The organism is Butyricicoccus faecihominis (genome assembly GCF_014648015.1).
GTDB lineage: Bacteria > Bacillota > Clostridia > Oscillospirales > Butyricicoccaceae > Agathobaculum > Agathobaculum butyriciproducens.
In genome coordinates this window covers 1-19,451 of record NZ_BMQH01000002.1, presented here as the reverse complement: position 1 = coordinate 19,451, position 19,451 = coordinate 1, and the positions used below count along the sequence as shown (strand labels likewise).

At 58.6% G+C, this 19,451-nt stretch carries 20 protein-coding genes; 4 read left to right on the top strand and 16 right to left on the bottom strand.

Annotation, left to right across the window (positions count from 1 at the left end):
* Nucleotides 1-597: 597 nt before the first annotated feature.
* The 3 genes from IEY11_RS01725 to IEY11_RS01715 all read left to right on the top strand — a co-directional run bounded on the left by IEY11_RS01725 (nucleotide 598) and on the right by IEY11_RS01715 (nucleotide 3,348).
* Nucleotides 598-1,968 (top strand): Mur ligase family protein, encoded by a 1,371-nt coding sequence (locus IEY11_RS01725; RefSeq protein ID WP_188885582.1) that lies wholly within the window; start codon nucleotides 598-600, stop codon nucleotides 1,966-1,968.
* Nucleotides 1,969-1,981: 13 nt separating this feature from the next.
* Nucleotides 1,982-2,716: a type 1 glutamine amidotransferase gene (locus tag IEY11_RS01720; RefSeq protein ID WP_188885581.1), complete on the top strand. Its 735-nt coding sequence runs from the start codon at nucleotides 1,982-1,984 to the stop codon at nucleotides 2,714-2,716.
* Nucleotides 2,717-2,886: 170 nt separating this feature from the next.
* Complete coding sequence (locus IEY11_RS01715) at nucleotides 2,887-3,348, top strand: sugar ABC transporter substrate-binding protein (protein WP_188885580.1); 462 nt, start codon at nucleotides 2,887-2,889, stop codon at nucleotides 3,346-3,348.
* Nucleotides 3,349-3,390: 42 nt separating this feature from the next.
* Here the strand turns inward: IEY11_RS01715 and IEY11_RS01710 are convergent, their stop codons facing one another.
* Genes IEY11_RS01710 through IEY11_RS01675 form a run of 8 tightly spaced genes read right to left on the bottom strand, consistent with a single transcriptional unit; the run spans nucleotide 3,391 to nucleotide 9,745 of the window.
* Entirely contained in the window at nucleotides 3,391-4,014 is a 624-nt protein-coding gene (locus IEY11_RS01710; RefSeq protein WP_188885768.1) for a precorrin-8X methylmutase, read from the bottom strand.
* An 8-nt stretch (nucleotides 4,015-4,022) separates the two neighbouring features.
* On the bottom strand, nucleotides 4,023-4,547 hold the full coding sequence (locus IEY11_RS01705) for a cob(I)yrinic acid a,c-diamide adenosyltransferase (RefSeq protein ID WP_188885579.1): 525 nt from the start codon (nucleotides 4,545-4,547) through the stop codon (nucleotides 4,023-4,025).
* Nucleotides 4,544-6,043, bottom strand: coding sequence for a cobyric acid synthase (locus IEY11_RS01700; RefSeq protein ID WP_188885578.1), 1,500 nt, complete (start codon nucleotides 6,041-6,043; stop codon nucleotides 4,544-4,546). Before IEY11_RS01700 ends, IEY11_RS01705 begins: the two co-directional genes overlap by 4 nt.
* Before the next feature lies 1 nt (nucleotide 6,044).
* Nucleotides 6,045-7,106, bottom strand: coding sequence for a pyridoxal phosphate-dependent aminotransferase (locus IEY11_RS01695; RefSeq protein ID WP_188885577.1), 1,062 nt, complete (start codon nucleotides 7,104-7,106; stop codon nucleotides 6,045-6,047).
* A 44-nt stretch (nucleotides 7,107-7,150) separates the two neighbouring features.
* On the bottom strand, nucleotides 7,151-8,107 hold the full coding sequence (cbiB, locus tag IEY11_RS01690) for an adenosylcobinamide-phosphate synthase CbiB (protein ID WP_188885576.1): 957 nt from the start codon (nucleotides 8,105-8,107) through the stop codon (nucleotides 7,151-7,153).
* Nucleotides 8,104-8,433, bottom strand: a complete 330-nt coding sequence (locus IEY11_RS01685; RefSeq protein WP_188885575.1) for a bifunctional adenosylcobinamide kinase/adenosylcobinamide-phosphate guanylyltransferase — start codon at nucleotides 8,431-8,433, stop codon at nucleotides 8,104-8,106. The genes cbiB and IEY11_RS01685 overlap by 4 nt, the downstream gene beginning before the upstream one ends.
* Entirely contained in the window at nucleotides 8,430-9,218 is a 789-nt protein-coding gene (locus IEY11_RS01680) for an adenosylcobinamide-GDP ribazoletransferase (RefSeq protein WP_188885574.1), read from the bottom strand. Before IEY11_RS01680 ends, IEY11_RS01685 begins: the two co-directional genes overlap by 4 nt.
* The gene (locus IEY11_RS01675) at nucleotides 9,215-9,745 is read right to left on the bottom strand and encodes a bifunctional adenosylcobinamide kinase/adenosylcobinamide-phosphate guanylyltransferase (RefSeq protein WP_188885573.1); all 531 of its coding nucleotides are present in this window, start codon (nucleotides 9,743-9,745) and stop codon (nucleotides 9,215-9,217) included. Before IEY11_RS01675 ends, IEY11_RS01680 begins: the two co-directional genes overlap by 4 nt.
* 86 nt (nucleotides 9,746-9,831) lie before the next feature.
* Between IEY11_RS01675 and IEY11_RS01670 the strand changes: the two genes are divergently transcribed.
* Nucleotides 9,832-10,368, top strand: coding sequence for a YcxB family protein (locus tag IEY11_RS01670; protein ID WP_118728935.1), 537 nt, complete (start codon nucleotides 9,832-9,834; stop codon nucleotides 10,366-10,368).
* 142 nt (nucleotides 10,369-10,510) lie between these two features.
* On the opposite strand, the gene cobT is transcribed toward IEY11_RS01670, so the two are convergent.
* From cobT to cbiD, 8 genes are read right to left on the bottom strand one after another with little or no spacing between them, the layout of a single operon-like run.
* Nucleotides 10,511-11,569, bottom strand: coding sequence for a nicotinate-nucleotide--dimethylbenzimidazole phosphoribosyltransferase (gene cobT / locus IEY11_RS01665; RefSeq protein ID WP_188885572.1), 1,059 nt, complete (start codon nucleotides 11,567-11,569; stop codon nucleotides 10,511-10,513).
* The gene (locus tag IEY11_RS01660) at nucleotides 11,566-12,915 is read right to left on the bottom strand and encodes a cobyrinate a,c-diamide synthase (RefSeq protein WP_188885571.1); all 1,350 of its coding nucleotides are present in this window, start codon (nucleotides 12,913-12,915) and stop codon (nucleotides 11,566-11,568) included. Before IEY11_RS01660 ends, cobT begins: the two co-directional genes overlap by 4 nt.
* Complete coding sequence (gene cobK / locus IEY11_RS01655) at nucleotides 12,902-14,854, bottom strand: precorrin-6A reductase (RefSeq protein WP_188885570.1); 1,953 nt, start codon at nucleotides 14,852-14,854, stop codon at nucleotides 12,902-12,904. The genes IEY11_RS01660 and cobK overlap by 14 nt, the downstream gene beginning before the upstream one ends.
* Nucleotides 14,851-15,579, bottom strand: coding sequence for a precorrin-3B C(17)-methyltransferase (cobJ, locus tag IEY11_RS01650; RefSeq protein WP_188885569.1), 729 nt, complete (start codon nucleotides 15,577-15,579; stop codon nucleotides 14,851-14,853). Before cobJ ends, cobK begins: the two co-directional genes overlap by 4 nt.
* On the bottom strand, nucleotides 15,576-16,616 hold the full coding sequence (locus IEY11_RS01645; protein ID WP_188885568.1) for a cobalt-precorrin 5A hydrolase: 1,041 nt from the start codon (nucleotides 16,614-16,616) through the stop codon (nucleotides 15,576-15,578). Before IEY11_RS01645 ends, cobJ begins: the two co-directional genes overlap by 4 nt.
* A complete protein-coding gene (gene cobM / locus IEY11_RS01640) occupies nucleotides 16,613-17,368 on the bottom strand; it encodes a precorrin-4 C(11)-methyltransferase (RefSeq protein ID WP_188885567.1) in 756 nt (251 codons plus the stop codon). Before cobM ends, IEY11_RS01645 begins: the two co-directional genes overlap by 4 nt.
* On the bottom strand, nucleotides 17,365-18,057 hold the full coding sequence (gene cobI / locus IEY11_RS01635; RefSeq protein WP_188885566.1) for a precorrin-2 C(20)-methyltransferase: 693 nt from the start codon (nucleotides 18,055-18,057) through the stop codon (nucleotides 17,365-17,367). Before cobI ends, cobM begins: the two co-directional genes overlap by 4 nt.
* A complete protein-coding gene (gene cbiD / locus IEY11_RS01630; RefSeq protein WP_188885565.1) occupies nucleotides 18,054-19,190 on the bottom strand; it encodes a cobalt-precorrin-5B (C(1))-methyltransferase CbiD in 1,137 nt (378 codons plus the stop codon). The genes cobI and cbiD overlap by 4 nt, the downstream gene beginning before the upstream one ends.
* Nucleotides 19,191-19,451 lie beyond the last annotated feature (261 nt).

Genomic DNA, 19,451 nt, shown 5'->3' with positions numbered 1-19,451 from the left:
CACAAGAGGGTAGACAACCTGCGGTTTTCCACCCTCTTGTGAATCTCCCCTTTTCCCTACTACCTTGGGTGCAGATGGTAGACTGCGTAAGCGTAGAAAAAAAGAGAACGGCAGAGAATTTTTTCTTCCGCGTTGTATAACACCTATTCGCATTTCGGCTACCATACTGCTACACAGGCGATTTACTCCACGCAGGCGCGGCATAACAGTGCCGCGCAACATTTTTACCTGTGCAGATTATCCAAATCCTGCGGTTATAGCTGATTTGCACTCGCAACCGAGTTGCGCGGCACTGTCATGCCGCGCCTGCGGAAAGTAGCCGGTATGCGTAGCAGTAAAGTAGCCGAAATGCGAATATGCGGATACCGCGCGGAAGAAAAAATCCTCTGCCGTTCCCCTTTTTTCGCAGCGGTCACATGTCGGCAATCTGCGCCAGACCCTCCAAGGGAAAGGGGTGATTCACAAGAGGGTGGAAACCGCAGGTGTCTACCCTCTTGTGCCCCCGCCGGGTAGGCGCATTTTCCGACGTTTTCCCTTGTGCAATGCCGCAAAATGCGATATACTTATTTTATATGACTTGAAAAAGAGGTTACAACAATGAAACTCCAAACCAGACTGGCGGTGCTGGTGTGCAAGGCATCGGGCGCTGTCCTGCGCAGGCTGGGACGCGGCGGCACCAACCTGCCGGGCAAGCTGGCACTGAAAATTGATAAAAATATTCTGGGTGAGCTGTCGCACGGCGTAAAGGTCACGGTCGTGACCGGCACGAACGGCAAGACCACCACCTCCCGCATGATCGAGCAAGCGTTCGCCGATGCGGGACTCAAATATTTCTCCAACAAGTCGGGCGCGAACCTGCTGACCGGCATCATCGCGGTATTTGCACAGCATTCCACGCTGTCCGGCAAATGCCCGTACACGCACGCGCTCATCGAGTGCGACGAGGCAGCCTTCCGCAAAACGAGCGAATACCTGCCGGTCGAATGTCTGGTCGTCAACAACATCTTCCGCGACCAGCTTGACCGCTACGGCGAAATTACGCACACGCTCAACGCCATCCGCGAGGGTATCACGCATGTGCCGAATGCAACGCTCTGCCTGAACGCGGACTGCTCGCTCACCGCTTCCCTTGCGGACAGCGTGCCGAACAAGATCGTCTGGTTCGGCGTAAATGTCCCGATCTACAAGGAGACCGCGCACGAGCTGTCCGACGCGCCGTACTGCATCCACTGCAAGACCGAATATGAGTACGATTACATCACCTACGGCCATCTCGGCGGCTTCCGCTGCCCGAAGTGCGGCTACCACCGCCAGACGCCGCAGGTCGCTGTCACCAAGGTGCTCACCACCGGTGCGGACTCGTCCGACATCATACTGGACATCTTCGGTCACGAGCACGAGGTACACGTCAACCTGCCGGGCGGCTACAACATCTACAACGCCGCCGCAGAGGCCGCTGTCGCGCATGTTGTCGGCATTGATGAACAGACCGCGGTCAGCGCGCTTTCTCAGTTTGAGTGCGGCTTCGGCCGTGCCGAGCAGTTCAAACTCGGTCAGGCACAGGCGCGCATGATGCTGGTCAAGAATCCTGCCGGCTTCAATCAGGTCATCAACCTGATCGCGCACGATGAGGGCAATTACAAGCTGGCATTCCTGCTCAACGACCGCTTCGCGGACGGCACGGACATCAGCTGGATCTGGGACGTTGACTTCGAGGCACTCGCCGACCAGCAGGTGCGCTTTACGCGCGTACTGGTTTCCGGCGTGCGTGCGGATGATATGGCGCTGCGTCTCAAGTACGCAGGCTTTGCACCCGAGCGTATCGAGGTTATCCGCGAGTACGACAGGCTGCTGACCGAGATCGGCTCGGATGAGACACCGGCATTCCTTATGCCGACATACACTGCCATGTTCGACCTGCGCGGTGAGATCAGCAAGCACACCGACGTTAAGGCGTTCTACGAATAAGGGGGAAACTGCAATGGAACTGAATATCTGCCATCTTTACCCCGACATTCTCAATCTGTACGGTGACCGGGGCAACATTATCACGATGAAGCGCCGTCTGGAGAGCCGCGGCATCAGCGTCAATGTGGACGAGTGCTCGATCGGTCAGCCGCTCGATGTGGACAAGTACGACATTTTCTTCATCGGCGGCGGACAGGACTTCGAGCAGGAGGTGCTGCTACGCGACCTCGCCTCCGGCAAGGGCAAGGACATCTGCACCGCTGTTGATGAGGAGAAGGTGTTCCTCGCCATCTGCGGCGGCTACCAGATGCTCGGTCAGTATTACAAAACGTGGGACGGCGTGCAGCTCGACTTCATCGGCGCGATCAACGTGCACACCATCGGCGCGAAAGAGCGCATGATCGGCAACTACATGTACCGCACAACGCCCGAGAGCAGCGGCTCCATCGTGGTCGGCTTTGAGAACCACTCGGGCAAAACCTATCTCGGCGAGGACGTCGCGCCGCTCGGCATGATGATCAAGGGCTACGGCAACAACGGCGAGGATCAGACCGAGGGCGCACGCTACAACAATGTGTTCGCCACCTACTCGCACGGCTCCCTGCTGCCGAAGAATCCCGTGCTGTGCGACTTTATCCTGCAGACCGCGCTCGACCGCCGCTACGGCAAGACCGAGCCGCTCGTACCGCTCAACGATACTCTTGAGCTGAACGCGCACAATTATATGGAGCAGCGTCTGAGCAAATAACCTGATAAAAGTTACGGAAAAAGGCATGATTTGAAGTCATGCCTTTTCTATTTGTCTCTCTGCGGAAAATATGTTAAACTCTTATCAAGGGAAGAGCGGGAGCAGCTCCCGACAGAAAAGAGAACGAGGAGACACACCATGAATAGGAGAATGATTGCGGCAGCACTGGCATGCCTTGCCTGCGCGGCTACCGCAGCGCCGTGGAGCAGGCGGGCGGCACTGTGCTCGAGGTGCAGTACTGCGACGCGCAGCCCGACCGTGCGGCAGCCGCGATGGAGGCTGTCATGCAGAAGTATCCGCAGGGTGTGGACGCGCTGCTCGTTACCAGCGATGATATGGCGCTTGCAGCCATCAAGTGCATCTGGGATAACAACAGCGCCGACTATCAAAAAACCGTTATCTGCGGCTTTGACGGCAATCAGGCTGCGGTGGAAGCGCTCGACCGCGGCGAGCTGACTGTCGATATTGCCCAGCAGGGCTATGAAATGGGCTACAAAGCTGTCGAGGCCGCTTTGGACGTACTCGAGGGCAAATCCGTTGAATCGGTGATCGACTCGGGTTCCGAGGTCATCACAGCGGACAATATCGACGCATACATTGCCGACTGCAGGGAAAAAGGCTTATGGGAATAAACAAAAGAGGAAGTTTCAGCCGAAACTTCCTCTTTTTTCGCGTTAAAAGCCTTCTCGATGTACCATCTGATACAACAGCGCATTGACAATGGACGCGGCTACATTCGAGCCGCCCTTACGGCCTCGTGCGATGATATACGGCGTGTCCCCGCCGATGAACAGCTCCTTCGCCTCGACCACGTTGACAAATCCGACCGGCACGCCGATGACGAGCGCAGGCGCGACAATGCCTTCCTCAATCAACTCATGCAGACGGATGAGCGCGGTCGGCGCATTGCCGATGGCGAAGATGAGCGGGCCTTCAAATTTGGCGGCGTGCTCCATCGAAACGACTGCCCGCGTGACACCGCGCGCCTTGGCCTCGCCTGCCACCTGCTCATCCGCCATCAGGCAGACCGCCTTTCCGCCGAGCTTTGCCAGCGTCGCCTTGCTCACCCCGGAGAGCGCCATATTGGTATCGGTAACCACCGTCGCCCCTGCCGCAAGCGCGGCCTTTGCCTTTTTAATCACGTCCGGCGAGAACGCGAGACTGTCCGCGTAGTCAAAATCCGCCGTGGTGTGGATCACGCGCTTGACTACCTCGGCGATGCCCGCCGGAAACGTGCGCTCGCCCATCTCGGCGGTGATGATCTCAAACGACCGCTTTTCGATGTCCTGCGGCTTCATGTATCCGTTCAAAATTCAATTCCCTCCCGCGCAGCGATGCCCTTCTCAAACGGGTGCCGCTGCATTTTCATTTCCGTAATGTAGTCCGCGTGTGCCTGCAGCGCTTCGGACGGACCCCGTCCGGTCAGTACGACCTCGAGCGTTTCCGGCTTGGTCTCAAGGAATTTTACGACCGTTTTCTCATCCAGAAAGCCGCACGAGATTGCCGCGCAGACCTCATCCAACACGAGCAGCCGCGCGTGCTCCCGCACGGCAAAGCCGGTTGCCGCATCGAAGGTGCGGGTGAGCGCGTCCGCTGTCTCCCGCTTCTCCGCCTCCGTCATGCGGAACGAGAACTTGCCGACCGGATTGGCTGCCATAACGGTCACGTCGGGCAATTTCGCCAGCACGCGGCACTCACCCGAAGTCCCATCCTTGAGAAACTGCGTGAACACGACCTTGTTCCCGCGTCCGGCGCAGCGCACCGCCAGTCCGACCGACGCCGTAGTCTTGCCCTTGCCGTCGCCGCAGTAAATATGAATGAGTCCTGTCATGCTTTTCCCTCCATTATGCGGTAAATCCACTCCATATCGAGCGATTTCCGCACCGAATCCGCCAGTTTGTCGTACTGCTGCTCCTTGTAGGCGTGTGTGTCGAGCGCTTCACCGGTGAGCGTCACACCCTTCTTTTTCGCCAGTGCTTGCGCCGTCCGCAGCGCCGCCTCCGGCGCATCGAACACGCCGTGCAGATAGGTGCCGAAGGCGTTTTCCGTCTGACAGCCGTCCTCGATTTCGCCTTCCCTGCGAAGCAATCGAACGAGCGGCTTTGCACTCGCGTCGCGCACGGTTTCGCCCATGTGAATCTCGTAGCCCTCGACCGCCAGACCGCTCAAATCGGACAGCACGCCGTCAATCTCAAGCAGCGTGCCGCGCGTCTGCGTCGTGGTCTTGCTCGGGCGGAACACCGTGTCGATCGGCAGCAGATTCATGCCGCGCAGACTGCCGCCGCCCTCGGTATTGTCCGGGTCGGACACCGTGCGTCCCATCATCTGGTAACCGCCGCAGATGCCGAAAACCGGTGTGCCTGCCGCGTGCGCCTTGAGAATCTGCGCCTCCATGCCGCTCTCGCGCAGCCACCGCAGGTCTGCCAGCGTGGACTTGGTGCCCGGCAGGATAATCAGATCGGCTCCGGCAAGCTGTGCCGGTTTGTCCGCGTAGACAACGCCCACGCCGGATACACGCGAAAGTGCGGAAAAATCCGTGAAATTGGAAAGACGCGGCAGCTTTACCACCGCAATGTTCACCAGTGCGGGAGCAGCCTTTGCGTCCAGACGCTCGGACAGGCTGTCCTCATCGTCGATGTCAAAATGACCGTACGGCACCACGCCGATGACCGGCTTGCCGGTCAAATCCTCGAGCTGCGTCAGACCCGGCCGCAGAATCTCCACGTCACCGCGGAATTTGTTGATGATGAGACCGTGAATGCGCGCCTGCTCGTCCTCATCGAGCAGCTTGACCGTACCGTACAGCGACGCGAACACGCCGCCGCGGTCAATGTCGCCGATCAGCAGAACGGGTGCATCCACCAGCTTCGCCAGACCCATATTTACAATATCATCCTGCTTGAGATTGATCTCCGCCGGACTGCCCGCACCCTCGATCACAATAATGTCGTTCTCAGCGGCAAGGCTGTCAAATGCGTCCTTGATAATGGGCAAAAGCGCCTTTTTGTGCCCCCAATATTCGCGCGCGGTGCGGTTTCCCTGCGCCTCGCCCATGATGATGACCTGCGAGCCAACGTCGCTTGTCGGCTTGAGCAAGATCGGGTTCATACGCACATCGGGCGCGATGCCCGCCGCCTCGGCCTGCACGACCTGTGCGCGGCCCATCTCCCTGCCGTCCGCCGTGATGAACGAGTTGAGCGCCATGTTCTGTGACTTGAACGGTGCAACGCGGTAGCCGTCCTGCCGGAAAATCCGGCACAGAGCCGCGCAGAGAAGGCTTTTGCCTGCATTCGAGCACGTTCCCTGTATCATGATTGTCTTTGCCATTTTACACCTCACATTGGGTATAATTAGTAATGATTTGCAGTAACCGCTCACTCGCTTCTCTCGTTTTTACCGCAACGCGATAGTATCCCGCCGAAAGTCCGCGATAATTATCGCAGTTTCGTATCATTATGCCGTGTTCAGCGAGTTTCTTGTGCAATCCGGTATCGTTGGAGCGGAACAGCAGGAAGTTCGCTTCACCCGGAAAGACTTTCAGTCCGTGGGCTGCAAGTCCGTCGGATAAAAACCTGCGTTCCTCGGCAATGCGTTTGGCGGTTTCAGCGGCCCAGTCCGGCTCGTTTGCCGCCGCGACGGCGCACGCCTGCGCGATGACCGACACGTTCCACGGCTGTCCGGCATGGTATAATTTCTCAATCAGCGCCGCGTCCGCCGTCATGCACCAGCCGAAGCGCACACCGGGCACAGCGTACATTTTCGTGTACGCGCGCAGGATGATCAGGCCGGGATCGGATTCCAGCAGGTCTTTCAGTGTGTGCTGCGCGGCGTCCTCCAGAAAGTCATTGAAACACTCATCCACAACCGGTTTTACGCCGTTTTCTGTACATTTCCGAACGATTTCCCGCAGAAGCTCCGGCTTAACGGTTCGCCCGGTCGGATTGTTCGGATTGCAGAGATAAACCGCATCCAAATCCGGTGAAATCTCGCCCAAAATACGTTCTGTGAGCGCAAAACCGTCCGTTTCCCGCAGATTATGCACCCGAATCTCCGCACCCGAGAGCGTGCGCTCGTACTCCGCAAAGGTCGGTGCGGTGAGCAGCACCTTGCGCGGTTTCAGCACCGCCGCAAGCCGGTCGAGCACATCCGCCGCACCGTTGCCGCAGTACAGAAAATCCGGATTGACGCCTTCTCTCGCACCAATCGCCTGCCGCGCGGCGCGGCAAAACGGGTCGGGATACTGCGTGCAGTTATCCACAGCCCTGTGCATGGCCGCGCGTACCGCGTCCGGTATGCCGAACGGATTGATGTTCGCGGACAGGTCGAGCGGCGCGAAGCCGTGGCGGTCGATGTAGGTTTGGATATCGCCGCCGTGGACATAATTAAGCATTTTTTCATCCTTTCAAATGCGAGTTTTCTCTCCCGCACAGCGTCCTAACTTTTTACGATCAGGCGGATTGCACAGCACAGCACCAGCGCAAACACGCTTGCCGCCGTCATCAGATCGACCGTTGCGAGAATATCCGTGCGGTCTACGCTGCGGATCGGATCACCGAAGGCGGCCTTTTTAACGACTTTGCCGAAGTAGCTGGCATCGCCGCCGAGCTGGATGTGCAGCGCGCCCGCGCACGCGGACTCGGTCTGACCGGCGTTCGGACTTTTGTGCTTATTGCGGTCTCGGCGGTAAATCCGCAGCGCATTTCGGTTATCGAGATGCAGCATTCCGGCACCGGCGATCATGCACAGTGCGGACAGTCTGGCAGGAATAAAGTTGAATAAATCGTCCATTTTTGCCGAAAACTTGCCGAAATACTCGTACTTTTCGTTATGATAGCCGACCATGGAATCCAGCGTGTTGACCGCCTTGTACAGCATGCCGAGCGGCGCTCCGCCGATGAGCATGAACACGAGCGGCGAGACCACACCGTCCGTCAGGTTTTCAGCCACAGTCTCGACAGCGGCCTTGATAACGCCCTCCTCGGACAGCTCTGCGGTGTCGCGGCCGACGTACCACGCGATGGCCTTGCGTCCCTCCTCGAGCGACTGCTTGACCGCGCCGTAGACATGATAACCGGCGTCCGCAAGGCTTTTTCGTGCGAAAATCATCCAGCAGAGCAGCGTTTCGACGGCAAAACCGAACCAGAAGTTCACATGATACAGCCAGCGCAGAAGGAAAAACGGCACGGCAAAGCTCATACCGCAGGTGATGAGCCAGAGTAAAATTCCGGCGAATGTCAGTGCCGCGGGCGTTGCGGGAAAGATGCGGCGCAGAACTTTTTCGGTTCCTGAAATGAGTTTTCCCACCGCACATACCGGATGCGGCAATTTTTTCGGGTCTCCGAGCAGCCAGTCGAGCGCGAAGCCGAGCAGCACGGCAAAGGTTATCGTCATGGTTGTTCTCCTTTGATGAATTGCGACACGCCTGCGATCACGCGCACGACTGCATCTGCTTTCTGTGCTAAAGCACAGCACAGGCGACCAACCGTTTCACGCCAGTTTTCGTCCGCACGGTCGATGGGAACGATGCCGCAGCCGATCTCATCGCAGGTGATAACGTGTCCGCACAGCGTATCTGCGAGTGACAGCGGGTCTTTGTCTTCCTTTAGCATTTTCCGCACGATTTCGTGCAGATTTTCAATCCTCGGCAGGTCTGCATACAGGTTTTCGGCAACTTTTCGTTTCCCCTGATATGCGCCGCCAATGATGAGCACGGTCATAAAATCAGCCCTCCAATCGCTGCTGCCGCAAGCGTGATCAGTTCCGACAGCGAGATGCAGAATCCCGCCAAGTCTCCGGTGACACCGCCGAACACACGGCGGCTTATGTGCTCATGCACAGCATACCACACAACGAGCACGATAACGAGCACTTTCGCCGCAGCAAGCGCGTGCGGCACGCGGTATATCCACAATCCGAGAAGCACCGCAAACAGAACAAATTCAGCAACTAACATGCGCGATACCGCGCGTTTATCGCTGTTTTCTGCAAAGATATGTGCAAGTCCGCTGTCTTTCGCGCACGGTGATGCAACCACCTTACGGCCGCCCATTGTCCGTGCAAAAGCAAATCCTGTGCATGCCAGCGGAAGAAGCACAGGCCGGTCGTAAATCTGGGCAAAACACCCGACCTCGGCCAGCAGGAATGCCATCAGCCAGAGCGGCCCAAACGCGCCAACGTGCGGGTCCTTGAGAATGTTCAGCCGCTTTTCCCGGTCACCGAACGAGCACAGCGCGTCGCAGGTGTCGCACAGGCCGTCCAGATGAATGCCGCCGGACACCGCCAGAGGAATCAGCGCTGCGATCACAGCGTAAAACACACCTGCTGCGCCGAAATGCATGCAAAATGCGAACCAGAACCACTCTATCGCACCGATCAGCACACCGATGAGCGGCAGGAAGCCAAGTGCCCACCGCATGGTCTGTTTTTCCCAGTTCACCTGCGGAACAGGTATCGCAGAGTACATTGAAAACGCGACCAAAAGTCCGCTGATTACACTTTTCACGGCTGTTTTCCCTCCTTTACCGACAGTAAAATCCCGCACACCGATTCATATACCGCGTCTGCTTTCCCAGTTAATTTCTGGTGCAGTTCTCCTAAAATCCGGATATACTGCATGGTCTCCGGCGGGTACGGCACGCCGTCCGCAAAGATTTCGTTGGAAACGATAACCAGCGTTTCACAGTATTTTTGCAGATTATCCACGCCTGCAACAATGCTGTCGAACGCCGATCCTGCACCTGCGCCTTCCGGCGCAAACAGCTCGTTTGCCAGCAGATTGCCCAAATCCTCGAGCAAAATTCCGTCGTATTGCTGAGAGAGCCTGAGATTCGCTAAATCAAGTGTTCTCTCCACCGTAGCGAACCCTTTTCCCGCACGAAGCGCCCGATGCCGTGCAATCCGCGCCTCTGCAGACTTGCCGAACGGCTGCATGGTCGCCAGATATAATCGACTCTGTGCTTTTTCACACACCAGCCGTTCCGCGTGCTCCGACTTGCCCGAAGCCGCTCCGCCGGTCACTAAAATCAGCATTTTCGCTCCCCTTTCTGAATTAGACTTGCAATCCGCTCTGATTTTCGATACAATAACTTTATCCGAGTAAGTTGAGGTAAAGAAAAATGGAGCTGCATTACGATATCACCAAACAGGATTTTATTGATTTTAATTTGAATTATTACAACAATAATGCGATTGTTCAACGCAGCATTCGCACCATGAGAATCGCCACCGCGGCTATTGTCATTCTCGGCGGCAGTGCGCTCATGTACTGGCTGCATACGCTCACGCCGGTTTCCATCGCGGTTTACGTTGCGCTCGCTGCCGTCTGCTTCTGGGGCACACCGCGCTATATGCGTCATAAAATGATCAAAAATATCGAGAAAATCCTCAAGAACGCAAAGAACAAACAGCTTTGCGGACCGAAAACGCTCACGCTGCGTGAAAGCGAATTCGAGCTGTCCGGCGAGAACGAAGATACCGTTTACCAGTATTCGGCCGTTCAGCGCACCGCAACCGATGACAAGCATTATTATATTTTTGTTGATGAATTCTCCGCGGTCATCGTGCCGTTCTCAGCGTTTGAAAACGATGCGCAGAAGCAGGAGTTCTACAACAAAATCACCGCAAATATCGCGGATGAAGCTCTGAAATGCTAAAAATTTGAACCGTAAGCACCGAGTTAACGCTCGGTGCTTTTTGCTGCACGCAGTATTCCTGTAAAGAATGCAGGCAGATCGCATTTATCGGCGTTACACACAATATTTCTATAAAAATTTGTGCTATCTGTCAGACAAACAACTACTTTTGCGGCTGATATGCCTCTATTCCAATGTCCGCGAAGCTCACCATTTCCCGATATGACGCCAGTGCCAGGTCCAAAAGTGCCACGCCTGCCGCCGCGCCTGTCCCCTCCCCGAGATGCATGCCCGCCGTCAGGAACGGCCGCTTGCCGAGTGCATCGAGCAGCAGAACGCTCGCCGGTTCGTCCGATCTGTGCGCTGCGACCATAAAATGCACAGACTGCGGGCACAATCGCACCGCGAGAAGCGCCGCCGCACACGAAATCACGCCGTCCAGCACGACCGGAATGCGCTGCGCCGCCGCACCCAAATACAGACCGCACAGACCCGCGATATCCAAACCGCCAACCTTATGCAGCACGTCGATCGAGTCATTCGGGTCGGGTTTGTGAAGCGCCAGCGCCGCCTCGATTACCGCGATTTTTCGCTCCAGACCGGCCGTTGACAGACCCGCTCCGCGTCCTGTGACCGCCGCAGTCTCCGCGCCGGTGAGCGCCGCCGTGACTGCCGCGCTCGTAGTCGTGTTGCCGATGCCCATTTCGCCGCCTATCAGCACCGAATATCCCTTTTCGGCACACATTTCCGCCATTTTAATGCCGATTTCGACCGCTTCGAGTGCCTCTTTCCGCGTCATGGCAGGCTCATGCGCCAAGTTTGCAGTTCCGCGCCGAACGGAAAATTGCAGTACTTTTTCGCTCTTTATCGGCTGTGCAACACCTATATCGACCGGAAACACGTCCATTCCGAGCTGTTTTGCCATCAGACATACGGTGGACTCGCCGCGGCCCATATTTTCCGCGACCGTGGCTGTCACCTCCTGCCCGCACTGCGTCACGCCCTCGGCAACCACGCCGTTGTCCGCGCAGAAAACTACCGCCGCGCGTCTGGAAATATCCGGCACCGGCTGACCGAGAATACCCGCAAGCTGCACAATCGCGTCCTGCAGAAGACCCAGACCGCCGAGCGGCATGGCAATATTTGCAAAACGGTTTCGCGCCGCCGTCATGCTTTTCTCATCCAGCGGCCGGATGACAGAAATAGTCTGTTCAAGTGTCATTTTCCGCTCCTTTCTGCGCATTTCCGGACAAAATTCGCTGCAATTTCAGTTTTCGCACGGAAATACAAATGCGGAAATCCTGCATAGAGCGTATCCGACGCAAAGCCGCAGTCCCACGCGCGCCCGTTTGGCTTGACCGCGCGAAAATCTGTGCCATTATCCACAGCCTGTGCATAATGGAACTCGTGCACAGGAAATTGTCCACCGGCTTCGCACAGCAGGTTATCACTGTTTGCCGTGAGCGTGACATAGCCGAACGGCTGCAGCCTGCGCGTCATGTGCGCCGAAGTCGGCAGCACACCTGCCATTTCCGCGCCGTCGAGCGACTGCAGCAGATAAAGAAATCCGCCGCATTCTGCAACTGTCGGCAAACCGTTTAGAATCGCTGTTTTGATAGAATCTCGCATGATTTCATTCTCTGAAAGCCGTTTTTCATATAATTCCGGATAGCCGCCGCCGAGATACAGGCCATCGATATTCTCCGGCAGCCGCTCGTCTGTGAGCGGCGAAAACGGCACAAGCTCTGCCCCCAGCTCGCGCAGCACATCGAAGTTATCCTCGTAATAGAAGCAGAATGCGCGGTCCTTCGCTACCGCGATCCGCACCGGAAAATCGGTCACACGAGCGAGCGACATGTGCGTATCGGTCAGCGGTTTCGCCGTCTGTGCTAATGCACACAATGCGTGGAGGTCAATGCCCTCCTCTGCCGCATCCGCGAGCCGATCAATTTTTTCACGCAGGTCGGACAGCTCGTCCGCCGTCACCAGACCGAGGTGGCGGTCAGGTATTTCGGCCTCCGGAACCGGCGGCAAAAAGCCGAGCACAGGCAGCCCCGCTTTCTCTGCGATTTGTTTGTAAAACGAGTACATCCCTGCGGAAACGCCGTTTAAAATCACTCCTGCAAGCGTATTTTCCGCAAATGTGCGGAACCCGTGAATCTGTGCCGCAAGCGACAGCGACTGACCCTTAGGCCGCACGATCAGCACCGCAGGCGTGCCGGTTGCGCGGGCCAGATGCGCCGCCGAAGCCGTATCCGTCGTACCGGAAACGCCGTCGTAAAAGCCCATAACGCCCTCGATCACGCCGAGACCGTCCGGCTGGATATGCCGCGCAAGTTGACTGCGAATACCGGCCTCGTCCTCGAAAAAAAGGTCTAAATTGCGGCTCGGAACGCCCAAAACCGCCGTGTGGAACATCGGGTCGATGTAGTCCGGACCGCACTTGAACGCGCTGAGTTTTACGCCGCGGCGCTGCAGAGCCCGCAGAATCGCGGTCGTGACCGTCGTCTTGCCGCAGCCGCTGCCGGTGCCCGCAAGCAGCAGTCTTGGTGCATTATTTTGTATCATTTTCGGCCCTCCCGGACAGAATAAACACCGGATTGTTCGCAGTCAGCATGGTGTACGCGCCGACCGGCTTGCCGCGCGTGGCCGCCAACTGCGTGATCTCGATGTCAGTAAATCCCAATTCTTTCAAAGCCGTCTGCGCCGCAAACAAGGTCTCGAGCGCAATCGCGTTCACGACCACGCGGACTTCCGGATTTTTCTTCTTAGCGAGTGCCAGAATCTCTCGCATTCTGCCGCCGCTCCCGCCGACGAACACGCAGTCCGGTGCCGGAAGGTCCTCCAGTGCCTCTGGCGCAGGTCCTTCAATGATTTTCACATTGTATCCGCCGAGTTTTATGCGGTTTTCGCGCAAGAGCGCGACCGCTTCCGGCTTTCGCTCAATAGCATAAACCGTGCCGTCGCCGGCCTTGCGCGCCAGCTCGAGCGTGACCGCACCGGTGCCCGCACCCACGTCCCAAACCATGTCGGTCGGTCGGACAGTCAGGCGGTTCACCGACACCCACCGAACCTCTTCCTTGGTCATCGGCACCTTTCCGCGCGTGAGCATTTCATCTCGAATCGGTTCGTTTTTGTTCGCCGCATGCGGGTTTTCGAGCAGCAGAACCGCTAAATCCGAGCACGAAAGCTGCGCGATCTCCGCAGCTGTGCCGTGCACAATCCGCTCATTTTCCGCGCCGAGATTTTCCCCGAGATGAACGGGCAGCGCGCCCAATCCCGCATCCATAAGGCTGCTGCAAACCGCCTGCGCGTTGTTTTCACCGCCGGTCAGCGCAAATGTTGCCGCATAGTAACTTACGGCACCGAGAATATTCCCTGCGCGACCGTGCAGGCTCTTAAAACACAGATTTTCGTAGGAAATGCCGCATTTCGCGCACATATACTGCATGCTTGACAATCCCGGCACGAGTGTTACCCCGCCGTATGGCAGGAGCCGCTCGCGCAGCTTTCCGGCCGCGCTGAAGAATCCCACGTCGCCGGAAACCAACAGCGCCGTGTGCCGGGCATGACCGGAAATTGCCCGCTCAGCCAGCTCTGAGAACGCGCAGACCTCCGCCTTGGGCGACAGCGATGCGAGCCGTTTTGTGGCAAATACTTCCTCTGCGGCTGCAAGCGTGCGGACGGCTTCGCCGGTCAGCGTGTCCGCCATGCCCATGCCTGCGCCGATGATGGTGAATATGCGCTGCATTTTTTCCGGCTGTAATCCGAGCAAATCCGCGATAAATGCCTGCATTTCCACCTGATTTTTGCCGTTTTCCACACGCGGACGCGCAATGACCAGTACCTTTGCGCCGACCTCCTCGGCTGCCGCTACCTTCTCCGCAAAGCCGCCGGACACGCCGGTGTCCTTGGTCACGAGGATTTTTGCGCCGGTCTCGCGCAGTAGCGCCGCGTTCATCGCCTGCGAAAACGGGCCTTGCATGGCGATGATGTGCGCGCCCGGGAAGCCGAGTGCGGCGCACTTTTCGAGCACCGACGCAGTCGGCAGCACGCGCGGGAACAGGCGCGTTTGGAAGTCCTGCACCGCCGTGTACGCTTCCAGTTCTTTACTTCCTGTGGTGAGCAAAACCTTGCCCGGATGCGCGTTCAGCCAGTCCACTGCGGCGGCTGTGTCCAGCACGATTTCGCAGTTCTGATAAGGCAGGGCAGGCCGCAGCAGCCGCTCATAGCGTGCGCCCGATTTCGCACAGGCCGCCCGCAGATTGTCGGTCACAGCCGCTGCATACGGATGCGTTGCGTCGATGAGCAGCGTATCCGAGGTCAATCGCTTTTCCATCTCCCGCTCATCCAAGCGGCCCTCGTGAACCGTGATTCCCGCCATCGGCTCCATCACCGCCGCACCATACTCTGTGGCAACGAAAACATCTGCCTGCACGCTCTTTTTCGACAAAAACCGGCACAAATCGTGTCCTTCTGTCGTACCGGAGAAAATCATCAGCTTCATACGCCGCGATACCCCCTCGGCGTGACCATGCGGCCGTCCATCACGCGCGTACGGCTGTTTCCGACAAACGCAGTCGTCAGCATATCGACCTGTGTATCACGCAGCTCACCGAGCGTTGTAAGCGTGCAGCTTTCGCCTTCTCGGCCAATGCTGCGCACCAGACCGCAGACGGTTTCCGGCGGTACGATCTCCAGCAGAATATCGCAGGCTCGGCGCAGATGGTCGGTGCGTTTTTTGCTCGACGGATTGTACAGCGCGATGCAGAAATCGCCGGCCGCCGCGCCGCGCAGACGCTGCTCGATCTTGTCCCACGGCGTGAGCAGGTCGGACAGGCTGATGCACGCAAAGTCACACGTCAGCGGCGAGCCGAGCACGGCGCCGCCCGAGCAGGCCGCCGTGATGCCCGGAATGACCTCGACCTCGAGGTTCGGCTCGTGCTCGCAAAGCTCGAGCAGCAGGCCGGCCATGCCGTACACACCGGCGTCTCCCGAGGACACGACCGCGACCGTTTTACCCTGTTTTGCCGCCTCAACCGCCGCTTTGCAGCGCAAAACCTCGCGCGTCATGCCGGATTCGATGCGTTCTTTGCCCGAAATGAGGTTCTCGATCAAATCGAGGTACAGGCCGTAGCCTGCCACACAGTCACATTTTTCCAGAGCACGCACCGCGCGCAGCGTCATCTGCTCCTCGCCGCCCGGCCCGATGCCGATGCAATACAGCTTCATGCTTCGTCCTCCCGTTCTTCAAACGTCACGCGCCAGTCCGGCACAGCGACAGCCGCCGTCACGCCGTTCTGCGCGAATTTATGCAAGATAAGTGCGCCGTTCTGTGCTGCGCACACAGCCGCGCGTTCGCACACATTATCTACGCCGACGGTCTGCTGCACGAACGCCGACCGGCTGAATTCGCCTTGTGCGTCCTGCAGCTGCTCGGCCGTAAAGGTGCGGAACGGCAGTCCGTGTTTTTCGCAAAACAGCAGCAAACCCGGCTCATTCTGCTTGATATCAATGCTCGCCGCACCGCAAATCGCCTGCCAGGGCAGTTTTTTCGATGCAAGCGCCGCCTGAACCGTCTGCTCGATGGCATCCGCGCTCGTGCCCTTGCGGCAGCCAATGCCGAGATACGCGATCCGCGGCACGAGATGCAGCGTGTGTGCAAACGGCTGTGCGTCTGTGCGGAATCCAATCGTGAACCCGCTTTCCGCGTCTTTTTTAAGATCAATATGGGCGGGCAGCAGCCCGTCTACCGGAAAATCCGAGCGAACGCCCACGGTTTCCCCTCTGAGCAGCGCACCGGATACATATTTAATATGTTCCGGCTCCAGAACTGCACAGCTGTGTGCTTTTGCCCAAGTGTCCACGGCGAACACCTGCCGTCCATCTGTCGCGGTGGTGAGCACCGGCACAGCCTGCAGACCTTGCGCAAGTATTTCTGCAATCTTGTTGGCACCGCCCAGATGTCCGGACAGGAGCGGAATCACGAACTTTCCCTGCTCATCAATGACGATTACCGCCGGATCATAGGCTTTCCCCATCAAATACGGCGCCACTGCGCGTACCGCGATTCCGGTCGCGCCCACGAACACGATCAGGTCACAATCGACCATTGCCTGCTGTGCAAAGCGTTTCAGGCTCGTGCCCGAGAGCGACGCATCCGCCGTCCTCGCGTACCGCTCACACCGGAAATCCGGCAGGAGTTTTACCGCCTTTTGCACAGTCTGTGCGCCGCACAGGGTAAAGGATACAAATTTTGCGTGCTTCATCGGCTTGCCTCACGAAATTCGGTCGTAAAGGTCGGGTCGTACAGCTTGGAGCGCTCGTACTCGGTGCCAAGGAACCCGCCCACCGTGATGAGCGCGGTCTTGGTGATGCCCTCTCGCGCACCGGCTTCGGCGAGGTGTGCGACCGTTGTCCGCACGACCTTTTCGTCCGGCCAGGTGGCCTTGTACACGATAGCCGCAGGCGTGTCCGGCGCGTAGCCGCCCGCGATCAGCCGCTCGGACAGGCGCGGCAGCTGACCTGCCGACAGGAAGATGACCATGGTGGCTCCGTGTGCCGCGAACGCCTCGATCTGCTCCTTTTCGGGCACGGGCGTGCGGCCCTCCATGCGCGTCAGGATGACCGACTGGCTGACATTCGGCAGTGTGTACTCGGCTTTGAGTGCCGCTGCCGCGCCGCAGAACGAGGACACGCCCGGACAGACCTCATACGCCAGACCGAGCCTGTCCAGCTCGTCCATCTGCTCGCGGTGCGCACCGTACACGCACGGATCGCCGGTGTGCAGACGCACGACCGTTTTGCCCGCTTTCGCGGCAGGCGCCATCACGGCGATGACCTCCTCGAGCGTCATCTTCGCGCTGTTGTATACCTCGCATCCGTCCTTTTTGTACTCCAGAAGTGCCGGATTGACCAGCGAACCGGCGTAAACGATCACATCTGCCTCGCTCAGCAGACGTGCGCCGCGTACCGTGATCAGGTCGGGCGCACCCGAGCCTGCACCCACAAAATAGATCATTCGCTTTGCTCCTTTACCAATATAATAGAGAAATAGCCGCTCGGCTGTTCAAGCGCATCTAAATCTTCGATCAGCCGCTGACCGTCCATGCCAACGCGTTCGATCAGCACCGCGCTGCCAAGTTCGCCGCGCTGCCGGAGCAGTTCGCGGACCTCCAATACACTCTTTCCGGTCTTCATCAGCACCCTGCTGCCGGAGAGAGAAAGTCCCTCCTCTGCCCTGCCGTGCGTGACCGGAATAACGTGCAGCATTTCCCCGTCCTCGCACAGGGCGCGGCCCATGGCGGCAGCCGCGGCACAGAAGGACGGCACGCCGGGCACCAGCTCGGCAGCATAACCGCGAGCGGCCACGCGCCTGTGTACATACCAGTAGGTAGAATACACCGTCGGGTCACCGAGCGTGAGAAACACCACGGTTTTGCCCTCGTCGAGCAGCGCACAGAGCGCGTCTGCCGCCGCGTCGTGGCTGGCATTTCGCGCCTGCCTGTCGTGCGTCATCGGCATATCGAACAGCAGGATCGTCTTGTCCTGCCCGATGTACGGCGAAGCAATATCCAGTGCGGTCTGTCTGCCGTCGGCGGACTTCGGTGCGGCGACCGCATCGCACTCGCGCAGCAGCCGAATCGCCTTGGCGGTCAGCAGTTCCGGATCGCCCGGACCGACGCCGACTCCATATAAAATACCCTTCATTGCAGTTTCAACCTCTCACAGAGTGCGCGCGCGCCCGCCGACTCGGCCAGCACGCCGTATTTTCCCGTAAACATGATGAATTCCACGCGTGCCTGCCCCTTCATGCGCAGGGCGATACGGGTTTCCATTTCCCTGCCGATGCGCGACAGGACGGGCTGACGAAGATTCACCTCGTCCAGCAGCTCCACGCACGCGTCCACCGAGATGGCGGCCATCAGTCCTTCGAGTGTCTCGCGCGGTGCGCCGCACAGTGCCGCATGCGCGGTGAAAATCTCCTGCCGTGCGTCTGCGACCGATGAATGCGTGTTCATCACGCCTGCAGCCATCTTGACCAGCTTTCCGGCGTGTCCGACGAGCAGAATCTCCGGATAGCCGCGGTACGCTGCGTGGTCGAACGCCTCACCGATGAAGTTGGAGCACTTGACCGCGCGTTCAAGGTCAAGGCCGAGCGTGTCCCGCGCGAAATCCGCGCCGTAGTTGCCCGGACACAGGAACGCAATGCGCTGTCCCTGCGCGTACAGGCTGTCCAGCTCCAATCGGATGGTGTCCACGAGCGCCTTTTCGCTCATCGGCTCAACGATGCCGCTCGTGCCGAGAATCGAGATGCCGCCGACGATGCCGAGGTGGCCATTGTAGGTCTGGGCGGCAAGTGCCTCGCCGTCCTCCACCGAAATGGTGACAGAAAAGCCGCCGCCGTATCCGTTCTGTTCTGCGGCCCGGTGCACCGCGTCCGTGATCTGCTGCCGCGGACCGGGATTGATCGCCGCTTCTCCGACCGGCATCGCCAGTCCCGGGCGGGTAATCCGACCGACGCCGGCGCCGCCCTCTATGGCAACGCCCTTTTCGATTCGGCGCACAGAAGCCGTGATGCGGACCCCGTTTGTGATGTCCGGGTCGTCGCCCGAGTCCTTGCGGACGGTGCAGACAGCCGCGCTCCCGCTCCTGTGTGCGTTCTCGACCGGCAGGCGGAAGGTGATGCCGCCCGGCGTGTGCAGATGAATCTCCGGCGGCGCGATTCCGGTCAGCAGCAGCACAGCCGCCGCCTGCGAGGCCGCCGCCGCGCACGATCCGGTTGTCCAGCCGCGGCGAAGCGCCTTGCCGCCGCGGTAGGCGGTGAGTTTTTCGTCCGGCATGCGGGGCACCTCCCTGTGAAATGTAATCCAATTTATTATAGCATACGCAGGCTTTTATTTGAAGTGCAAACGCGGGATGTCTTTTCTCTGCACCGGTTTTCCGGGCGCACTTGAACCGCGCAGGCGGTTCGCCCTATCCGGGCGGCAGGTTTTTTCAGCACCGACCCTCTGGGGCACACGAACTGCGTCAGCGAGTTCGCCCTATCCGGGCGGCAGGTTTTTTCAGCACCGGCTGACTGGGGCACACGAACTGCGTCAGCG

Bases quoted from the DNA above. Each gene is read 5' to 3' on its own strand.
- IEY11_RS01725 (WP_188885582.1), top strand. From the start codon at position 598: ATGAAACTCCAAACCAGACTGGCGGTGCTGGTGTGCAAGGCATCGGGC.
- IEY11_RS01720 (WP_188885581.1), top strand. From the start codon at position 1,982: ATGGAACTGAATATCTGCCATCTTTACCCCGACATTCTCAATCTGTAC.
- IEY11_RS01715 (WP_188885580.1), top strand. From the start codon at position 2,887: ATGCCTTGCCTGCGCGGCTACCGCAGCGCCGTGGAGCAGGCGGGCGGC.
- IEY11_RS01710 (WP_188885768.1), bottom strand. From the start codon at position 4,014: ATGAAGCCGCAGGACATCGAAAAGCGGTCGTTTGAGATCATCACCGCC.
- IEY11_RS01705 (WP_188885579.1), bottom strand. From the start codon at position 4,547: ATGACAGGACTCATTCATATTTACTGCGGCGACGGCAAGGGCAAGACT.
- IEY11_RS01700 (WP_188885578.1), bottom strand. From the start codon at position 6,043: ATGGCAAAGACAATCATGATACAGGGAACGTGCTCGAATGCAGGCAAA.
- IEY11_RS01695 (WP_188885577.1), bottom strand. From the start codon at position 7,106: ATGCTTAATTATGTCCACGGCGGCGATATCCAAACCTACATCGACCGC.
- cbiB (WP_188885576.1), bottom strand. From the start codon at position 8,107: ATGACGATAACCTTTGCCGTGCTGCTCGGCTTCGCGCTCGACTGGCTG.
- IEY11_RS01685 (WP_188885575.1), bottom strand. From the start codon at position 8,433: ATGACCGTGCTCATCATTGGCGGCGCATATCAGGGGAAACGAAAAGTT.
- IEY11_RS01675 (WP_188885573.1), bottom strand. From the start codon at position 9,745: ATGCTGATTTTAGTGACCGGCGGAGCGGCTTCGGGCAAGTCGGAGCAC.
- IEY11_RS01670 (WP_118728935.1), top strand. From the start codon at position 9,832: ATGGAGCTGCATTACGATATCACCAAACAGGATTTTATTGATTTTAAT.
- cobT (WP_188885572.1), bottom strand. From the start codon at position 11,569: ATGACACTTGAACAGACTATTTCTGTCATCCGGCCGCTGGATGAGAAA.
- IEY11_RS01660 (WP_188885571.1), bottom strand. From the start codon at position 12,915: ATGATACAAAATAATGCACCAAGACTGCTGCTTGCGGGCACCGGCAGC.
- cobK (WP_188885570.1), bottom strand. From the start codon at position 14,854: ATGAAGCTGATGATTTTCTCCGGTACGACAGAAGGACACGATTTGTGC.
- cobJ (WP_188885569.1), bottom strand. From the start codon at position 15,579: ATGAAGCTGTATTGCATCGGCATCGGGCCGGGCGGCGAGGAGCAGATG.
- IEY11_RS01645 (WP_188885568.1), bottom strand. From the start codon at position 16,616: ATGAAGCACGCAAAATTTGTATCCTTTACCCTGTGCGGCGCACAGACT.
- cobM (WP_188885567.1), bottom strand. From the start codon at position 17,368: ATGATCTATTTTGTGGGTGCAGGCTCGGGTGCGCCCGACCTGATCACG.
- cobI (WP_188885566.1), bottom strand. From the start codon at position 18,057: ATGAAGGGTATTTTATATGGAGTCGGCGTCGGTCCGGGCGATCCGGAA.
- cbiD (WP_188885565.1), bottom strand. From the start codon at position 19,190: ATGCCGGACGAAAAACTCACCGCCTACCGCGGCGGCAAGGCGCTTCGC.